The following is a 6,191-nucleotide window of genomic DNA, read 5'->3' as shown; positions in this document are numbered from 1 at the left end:
CCCAAAGCGCGTCGTCATCAAGGTGATGGGCGAGTAGGCACACCTAGCGGCCCGCCAGGCGTTCCTGGAAGTCGTACACCATCCGGGAGATGGTGGAGATGTCGGCAAACCCGCTCTCGATGTCTTCCACACCCTGCGACATGATGCAGAGGATGTACGGACGGCGGGAGAAGACGACGCCGACGTCGTCCGCCACTCCCGTGATGTCGCCTTCCTTGTGCGCGACGACCACGTCGGGCGGAAGCTTCCCCGGCAGCCCCACGTGCCAGATGGTATGGGCCAGGTCGTCCAGCAGCCGCTGGCCCAGTTCCGGGCGGCGCTGGGCGAAGTTCAGCACGGCCTGCACGTAGACGCCCATGTCGCGGGCGGTGCTCACGTTCTGCCCCCCCGGAAAGACGGTCCGGCCGCCCAGCGACCGCATGAACGCCGCGATGTTCTCCTTGCCCAAAAAGCGCGTCAGCATCTGCCAGGCCACGTTGTCGCTGATGGTGATGAGGAGGTTGGTCAGCACCCGGAGAGAGTACGTCGCCCCGTCCATGCCGTCGTGCTGGAGCACGCCGGCGCCCCCGGCGTAGTCAATCGCCTGTTCGTAGCGAACGCGGTCCGTCCACTTCAGCCGTCCCTGGGCCACAAGCTCGTTGACGTACAGTGCGATGGGCACCTTCACCGTGCTGGCCGCCGGAAACGGCCTGTCGGCGTCCATTCCCCACTCCTGCCCCGAGGTCAGGTCCTTGAAGTAGATCCCGAAGCGCTGGGGCCTTGTCTCGATGAACGCCAGCACCTGGCGCTGCAGCGGCGTGTAGTCGGTGCTGACGGCGCGGGCCCTGCTCACCGCCAGATTCAGCCCGTAGGCCAGGGCGACGAGAACGGCGGCGACGGCCAGCGGCCTCCACTTGTGACGGCTCAGGCGTTTCACGGCGCCGGTGTGGACCCCCGTCCTGGCGCTGTCCTCCTCGAACCCGCGCACTAGTTCAGGCATAGCGTGAAAAGCGTCCGCTCTGACAACAGGTTGCCAGCCGGAACGGGAGGCGTATGCGTTTGATCGAAGCGGCCAGGACCGAGGTGCGCCGGCGTCCTGCGCGCCTTGACGTGACCCGCCAGCTTCAGACTCCCCTCCTGGATGCGGTCACGGCCTACCGGCGCCAGGGCGTCATCCGCTTCCACATGCCGGGCCACCGGGGAGGGCCGGGCGCGGATCCCCGGATCGCACAGGTGATCGGCCGGGACGTCTTTGCCATGGACGTGACCGGCGTGCTGGGGCTCGACGATCTCCACCAGCCCCGGGGCGTGATCGCTCAGGCCCTGGAGCTTGCTGCCGAGGCGTTCGGGGCCGACCGGTCCTTTTTCCTGGTGAACGGCACGAGTTCGGGCGTTGTCGCCATGATCCTGTCGGCGTGCGACCCGGGCGACAAGCTCATCGTGGCCCGCAACGTTCACAAATCCATCGTGAGCGGCCTCATCCTGAGCGGGGTGACCCCCGTCTACGTGCGGCCGCAGGTGGACGCCGAGTTCGGCATCGCCCTCGGCGTGACGCCGCAGGCCGTTCAGGAAGCCCTGGACCGGCACCCCGACGCCAGGGGCGTGCTGCTCGTGAGCCCCACCTATCACGGCGTCGTAAGCGACCTGCCCGAGATCGCCCGCATCGTGCACGAGCGCGGCAAGGTCCTCCTGGTGGACGAGGCGCACGGGCCGCACTTCTCCTTCCACGAGGCGCTGCCGCTCACGGCGCTGGAATGCGGCGCAGATGCGTGCGCCCAGGGCGCCCACAAGATGCTGAGCGCCTTCACCCAGGCGTCCATCCTGCACATCCGGGGCGACCGCATCGACGCAGGAAGAGTTCAGGCGGTGCTGCGCCTCTTGCAGAGCACCAGCGCCTCGTACCTGCTCATGAGTTCCATCGACACCGCCCGCATGCAGATGGCGACCACGGGCCGGGAACTGCTGGAGCAGGCCCTTGAACTCGCGGAGCGCCTGCGTGAGCGCCTGCGCGGCGTTCCGGGACTGGCGACGTTCGGCGCCGACCCGGCCGGGAGGGCCGGCGTCTTCGGGCTCGACCCGACCAAAGTGACCGTGAGCGTACGAGACCTGGGGATTCCCGGAAGCAAGGTCGAGGGCTGGCTGCGGGAGGCCGGCCCCATCCAGGCGGAGATGTCCGACCTGTTTTACGTGCTGTTCATCGTCGGGTACGCCAACAGCCCCGACGACGTGGAACGGCTCGCCGAGACGCTCTCCTACCTGGCCAACCACGCCGAGGCGTATCGAACGCCTGAGTCGGAGCGGTTGCTGGAAGCCGCCGGGAAGCTGGCCGCTCATGCCTTCCTGCCCCGGGTGGAGGTGAGCCCCCGGGAGGCCTTCTTTGCACGGCACCGCTCGGTGCCCCTGGAACGGGCGGCCGGGGCGGTGGCCGGCGAGGTCGTCACCTGCTATCCGCCGGGCATACCGATCCTCTGCCCCGGGGAGCGCGTCGGTGAGGAAGTGGTCGACTACCTGATCCTGGTTCGAGAGGCCGGGCTGGCCGTGTCGGGACCTCGGGACCCGGCGCTTCGGACGCTGGAGGTTTTGTGAGCCCGCCGGGGGCCGGCACGGCGCACGCCCTGAACGCAGGGCCGGCGCACCTCGCCGGGAGGCAGGCCACGGGAGCGGCGGCCATGAAGCCCAGGGTCACAAACGTCCGCGCCACGGTAACGGCCGGCTCCCCGGCGGTCTCTATCGTGGAGGTGGAATCCACGCTGCCTGCCTCCCGCCACGCGCTCGACTGCCGCGACCCGGGCACGCTACGGCTGCTCCTGTGGGGCCTGCGCCTCAACATGGATCCCTTCGAGCGGCTGCTCCTCGACGGCATCGTGCGGTCGGTCAGGCTCTTTCAAGCACTGCCCGACTGTGTGGAATGCCGAATCCGCCTGGAGTTGGCCGGCGCGGGCGTGGATCCCCACGTCCAGGTGGAACCCGGCATGCCGGTGGTCACCCGCGTCGTCCTGAGCCGGGAGCCGCTGCGCCGCCTCTTGCGAGGCCGGCGCATCACGGTCGACCCCGCCCACGGCGGGCGGGACGTGGGCGCCCGGGGACCCATCAACCTGGAGGAGCGGCACGTGGTGCTGAAGATCGCCTCCCGCCTCGTCTGGCACCTGAGGGAGGCCGGCTGCGAGGTCTCGCTCACCCGGCAGGACGACCGGGACGTTGACGAATCCCAGCGGCTGAGGGCGGCCGTGGCCCGGCGGGCCGAGGTGCTGGTGAGCCTCCACACGGCCCACGACACCGGCCAGGATTGCCGAGGGATCCGGACACTGGTGGTGCCGGGCGCGGGCGGCGAGCCGGCCCGGGCGCAGGCCCTGGCCGAGAGCGTGCACGCGGCGCTGCTGGAGCGGCTCGGCCTGCCTGACCGGGGGATGGGCACGTCCCCTGTCCCGGCATGGGCGCTCGCCTCCGGGACGCCACCACACGCCTCCCTTCTGCACGTCTGGGTCGAGCCAGTGTGCATCGGCAACCCGCTCGACGAAGCGCTGCTGAGAAGCGTGGTCTTCCGGGACCGGATCGCCCAGGCCATCCGTAACGGCCTGGCTCGCTTTTACGCCGCCGCCGGAAACGGGGACGCCGCCCTTGCGCTATAAGCCCGTGCCGCTGCGCACCCACATCATCACGGAGAAGGACGACCTGGCCGAGGTCGTGCGGCGCTACGCCGCCGATGTCGCCGACCCCGGCGACGTCGTGGCACTTTCGGAATCGATGGTGGCCATTGCCCAGGGGCGGGCCGTGCTGCCCCAGAGCGTGCGCGCCCGGCCGCTGGCCAACTTCTTGCGCCGCTTCGCGCATCCGGACGGGAGCCTCGCGACGCCCGCCGCCATGGAACTTGCGTTTCGCGAGGCCGGCACGCTGCGCATCCTGGTCGCGGCCGCGGCCGCTGCAGTCGGGAGGCTGTTCGGGCGGCGCGGGATCTTCTTTCGGGTCGCCGGGCACGGGCTGAAGTTCATCGACGACATCGGCGGGACGCTCTTCCCGTTCGACCGCTACGTCGTGCTGGGCCCCAAGAACGCCCGGCAGCTTGCCGAATCCATCAAGGCCGCCACCGGCCTGGACATCCTCATCGTGGACGTCAACGACCTGCGCCGGGTGGACATCCTGGCGTACACCGGCGACCACGACCCAGACCTGCTGGTGGAAGCGCTGCGTTCAAACCCGCAGGGCAACGACGACGAGCAGACGCCCATCGTGATTCTCAAGCGCACCAGCTGCTCCCAGCCCCGCGCCCGTCAGCGCACCTCGGGCGGGTAGATCTCCAGGATGAATCCGGGCGGCGGCTCGCGCCGCAGTGTCGGCCGGCTTTCCGGAAGCTCTCCGGCCACGAAGCGCCGAACCGCCCTCGCGATGGCGGCGGCCAGGCGCGCCTGGTGCTCGGGGTCCACCAGCTTGCGGCGGTCGCCCGGGTTGGAGAGGAAGCCCACCTCGATGAGCACGGCCGGCATCTTGCTGTTGCGCAGGACGTAGTAGTCGGCGGCGAGTGCCTCGCGGTAGTTCTCCGGCTGCAGCCGCACCAGCTCCTCCTGGACAAGCAGGGCGAGCCTTCGGCCTTCAGACGACCCCGGGTGGTAGAAGGTCTGGGCGCCAAACTGCGAGCGGTCCGGGAAGCTGTTGGCGTGGATGCTGAGGAAGATCCGGGCTTCACCCTGTTCGGCCTTGAACAGCCGCATGTTGAGGCTGGACCGGTTGTCGAGCAGGACGTCGTCGTCGCCCTCGCGGGTCATGATGACCCGGCAGCCGAGGCCTTCGAGTTGCACCTGCAGCTTGCGCGCCACGGCCAGATTCACGTCCTTCTCCAGGACGCCGCCGTGGGAGACCCCCCCGTCGGCCCCACCGTGCCCCGGGTCGACGGCCACCACCACCCCCTCGCAGGGCAGGGGTGGCCGGGGCGCTTCAGCGGGTGGGCCGCGCCGTCCCGGCCCTCTCACGGCCACGAGATACCATGCGCTTGCAAACAGGGCAAGCGCCGCAAGGGCGGCGCCCAGGAGAAGGAGAATGCCCCGCTTCACGGGGCAGTGCTATGCGGCGCTACTCGTCCGCCATGCCGGCCCGGATCCGGTCAAGGAATCCCTTCAGGATGCGGCCCGTAGCACCCCATATGACGCGGCCGTTCCACTCGAACGCAAAGTCCACCCACACGTGCCCCGCCTCGTCCCGAAGCGAGCGCTGTTGCATGTGGGCGGGTTCCAAAAGCCAGGAGAGCGGCAGCAGCAGGATCTCCGCCACCTCGGCGGGGTTCGCCATGAAGGGGTAGGGACTCTTGCGGATGAGCCCCACCACGGGGGTGATGCAGAAGCCGCTGCGGGTGGCGGGCAGGTCGTCCAGCAGCCCCAAGACCTCGACGTCGGCGGCCTCGAGCCCTATCTCTTCGCGGCTTTCCCGCAACGCCGTGGCCACCCGGTCCCGGTCCTCCGGATCGACAGCGCCCCCCGGGAACGAGATCTGGCCCTTGTGGTACTCCACGCGATCCGTCCGCAGGGTAAAGACCAGGTGCTCCCGGGCTTCACGGAGGTAAAGCGGGACCAACACCGCGGCGGGCCGAAGGCCAGGCGTATCCAGGGACCTGCGCCGGGCCGAGGCCAGCGAGCGCCGGATCACGTCGATGTAGCCGTGTGTGCGTGCGGATGACCGCGGATGCATTTCCCCGTGAGCCCCGATCAGGGAGAGTCCTTGACCTCGCCGCAGCGTCGCAGGTTTGGTGGAAGACCAGGGGGCTTAGAGCCCCCTCGGACTCCCCCACCGCTCTAAGTTCGACCCGGCGCCTGGCGCGCCTGCCCCTTCAGCGGGAGAACAGCAGCCACGAATACCCCAGCGAAACGGCCGTGCTGAAGGCGGTGGCCAGCAGGAACACCGCGGCCGCCCTGCGGCTTCCCCTCGGCAGCGCCACGCCGACCCCCGTGAACCCCAGGCAAACGAACCCCAACGCCAGGAACCAGTTGCGCAGGTGCGCCACGGAGTGCAGCGCCTGCGGGGAGAGCCATCCCGCAGACGCCACGACGGAGGCGCCGAAGAAGCCCAGCAGAAAGCGCGGGAAGCGCCGCCACGCGTCAACGATGACGCAAAGCCCGCGGCGGCCGTCGCCCGCAGCGGCCAGGGCGGCCGCCACCAGGCCGATGAGGCAGTTCTGCGCCACCTTGACGACCGAGGCGACCCGCAGCGCCCCCTCCCCCAGCATG

General features: G+C 69.8%; 7 protein-coding genes. 3 read left to right on the top strand and 4 right to left on the bottom strand.

Going from position 1 to position 6,191, the window contains the following annotated elements; translation table 11 throughout:
* Nucleotides 1–43 precede the first annotated feature (43 nt).
* Nucleotides 44–979 (bottom strand): serine hydrolase, encoded by a 936-nt coding sequence (locus AB1609_13925; protein ID MEW6047558.1) that lies wholly within the window; start codon nucleotides 977–979, stop codon nucleotides 44–46.
* A 59-nt stretch (nucleotides 980–1,038) separates the two neighbouring features.
* Between AB1609_13925 and AB1609_13920 the strand changes: the two genes are divergently transcribed.
* From AB1609_13920 to AB1609_13910, 3 genes are all read left to right on the top strand, one after another.
* Entirely contained in the window at nucleotides 1,039–2,565 is a 1,527-nt protein-coding gene (locus AB1609_13920; protein ID MEW6047557.1) for an aminotransferase class I/II-fold pyridoxal phosphate-dependent enzyme, read from the top strand.
* Between the two features lie 83 nt (nucleotides 2,566–2,648).
* The gene (locus AB1609_13915; protein ID MEW6047556.1) at nucleotides 2,649–3,608 is read left to right on the top strand and encodes an N-acetylmuramoyl-L-alanine amidase; all 960 of its coding nucleotides are present in this window, start codon (nucleotides 2,649–2,651) and stop codon (nucleotides 3,606–3,608) included.
* Nucleotides 3,598–4,269 carry a coenzyme F420-0:L-glutamate ligase gene (locus AB1609_13910; protein MEW6047555.1) on the top strand — a complete coding sequence of 224 codons (672 nt, stop codon included), beginning with the start codon at nucleotides 3,598–3,600 and terminating at the stop codon, nucleotides 4,267–4,269. The genes AB1609_13915 and AB1609_13910 overlap by 11 nt, the downstream gene beginning before the upstream one ends.
* Here AB1609_13910 and AB1609_13905 read toward each other — a convergent pair.
* The 3 genes from AB1609_13905 to AB1609_13895 form a co-directional block, all read right to left on the bottom strand.
* Nucleotides 4,248–5,024, bottom strand: coding sequence for an N-acetylmuramoyl-L-alanine amidase (locus AB1609_13905; GenBank protein ID MEW6047554.1), 777 nt, complete (start codon nucleotides 5,022–5,024; stop codon nucleotides 4,248–4,250). The two genes, AB1609_13910 and AB1609_13905, sit on opposite strands and share 22 nt — an antisense overlap.
* 19 nt (nucleotides 5,025–5,043) lie before the next feature.
* The gene (locus AB1609_13900) at nucleotides 5,044–5,655 is read right to left on the bottom strand and encodes a CoA pyrophosphatase (protein ID MEW6047553.1); all 612 of its coding nucleotides are present in this window, start codon (nucleotides 5,653–5,655) and stop codon (nucleotides 5,044–5,046) included.
* A 139-nt stretch (nucleotides 5,656–5,794) separates the two neighbouring features.
* On the bottom strand, nucleotides 5,795–6,191 hold a 397-nt coding region (locus tag AB1609_13895), incomplete at its 5' end, for a putative sulfate exporter family transporter (GenBank protein ID MEW6047552.1).

It is taken from the genome of Bacillota bacterium, assembly GCA_040754675.1.
Classification (GTDB): domain Bacteria; phylum Bacillota; class Limnochordia; order Limnochordales; family Geochordaceae; genus Geochorda.
This window is presented reverse-complemented; position numbering and strand designations above follow the sequence as displayed.

Bases quoted from the DNA above. Each gene is read 5' to 3' on its own strand.
- AB1609_13900 (MEW6047553.1), bottom strand. From the start codon at position 5,655: ATGCATCCGCGGTCATCCGCACGCACACACGGCTACATCGACGTGATC.
- AB1609_13925 (MEW6047558.1), bottom strand. From the start codon at position 979: ATGCCTGAACTAGTGCGCGGGTTCGAGGAGGACAGCGCCAGGACGGGG.
- AB1609_13915 (MEW6047556.1), top strand. From the start codon at position 2,649: ATGAAGCCCAGGGTCACAAACGTCCGCGCCACGGTAACGGCCGGCTCC.